We start from the raw sequence: 785 nt of genomic DNA, 5'->3' as shown, positions 1-785 counted from the left end.
AGCCGAGTTACCTACCGAAGTAAGTGGCGTCCCCTAGGGGATTCGAACCCCTGTTACCGCCGTGAAAGGGCGGTGTCCTAGGCCTCTAGACGAAGGGGACACAATAACAAACAGCTTCACACTCGAGGCGTTGCCATTTGAATTATGTACTAGGACATATGCACTAACAATAAATTGGTGGAGCTAGACGGGATCGAACCGTCGACCTCTTGCATGCCATGCAAGCGCTCTCCCAGCTGAGCTATAGCCCCATAATAGTCAGACCTGAACTGCTAGCCTGTATCGCTGAGTGCGGGGCGCATTCTATGCAGGAGCAAAAATAAAGTCAACAACTTTTATGAAAGTTTTTTCTAACTGATTCATTTTAAATCAAGAAGCGTAGAATATAACCAAAAGCCTCACGTTTGCAAGCCTAACACCTTGAATTGGATTATTTATTGCACAATTTAAAACACATAGTTACCGCACCTCTGCCTTTTTGTTTTAAATCCAATTAGGGCTGAGTGGTTTACGGCTCTTTTCTTTTTCTGCATCTTATCCGATCCTACTTTATCCCGCACTATAACATACAAAGCTCAGCAACTTGTTTCCCGCAAAATAAGATGATTCTTGGACCAAAAATATAAGCCCCCTCTCCCCTTCTATAATGAAGAGCTTAAAGCATTGAGCATAAAAACATCACACAGTATAGTTTTTTAAAGTTAAGTGTTGACTCTTTTCAAACTAAACCTATAATACCGCCCCACAACGGCAGACGTTGTAATACAATTTGGGTTGTTAGCTCA

The 785-nt window shown here is 42.4% G+C and carries 2 tRNA genes; both read right to left on the bottom strand.

From position 1 onward, the window contains the following. Positions 1–24: 24 nt before the first annotated feature. Positions 25–100, bottom strand: a tRNA-Glu gene (locus CWC03_RS22955). Positions 101–175: 75 nt separating this feature from the next. Beyond that, positions 176–251, bottom strand: a tRNA-Ala gene (locus CWC03_RS22950). Positions 252–785 lie beyond the last annotated feature (534 nt).

Origin of the sequence: Pseudoalteromonas sp. S2755 (assembly GCF_005886535.1) — a bacterium.
Lineage (GTDB): Bacteria > Pseudomonadota > Gammaproteobacteria > Enterobacterales > Alteromonadaceae > Pseudoalteromonas.
Note: the sequence above shows the minus strand (reverse complement) of the source record. Positions and strands in the feature narration are given on the sequence as shown.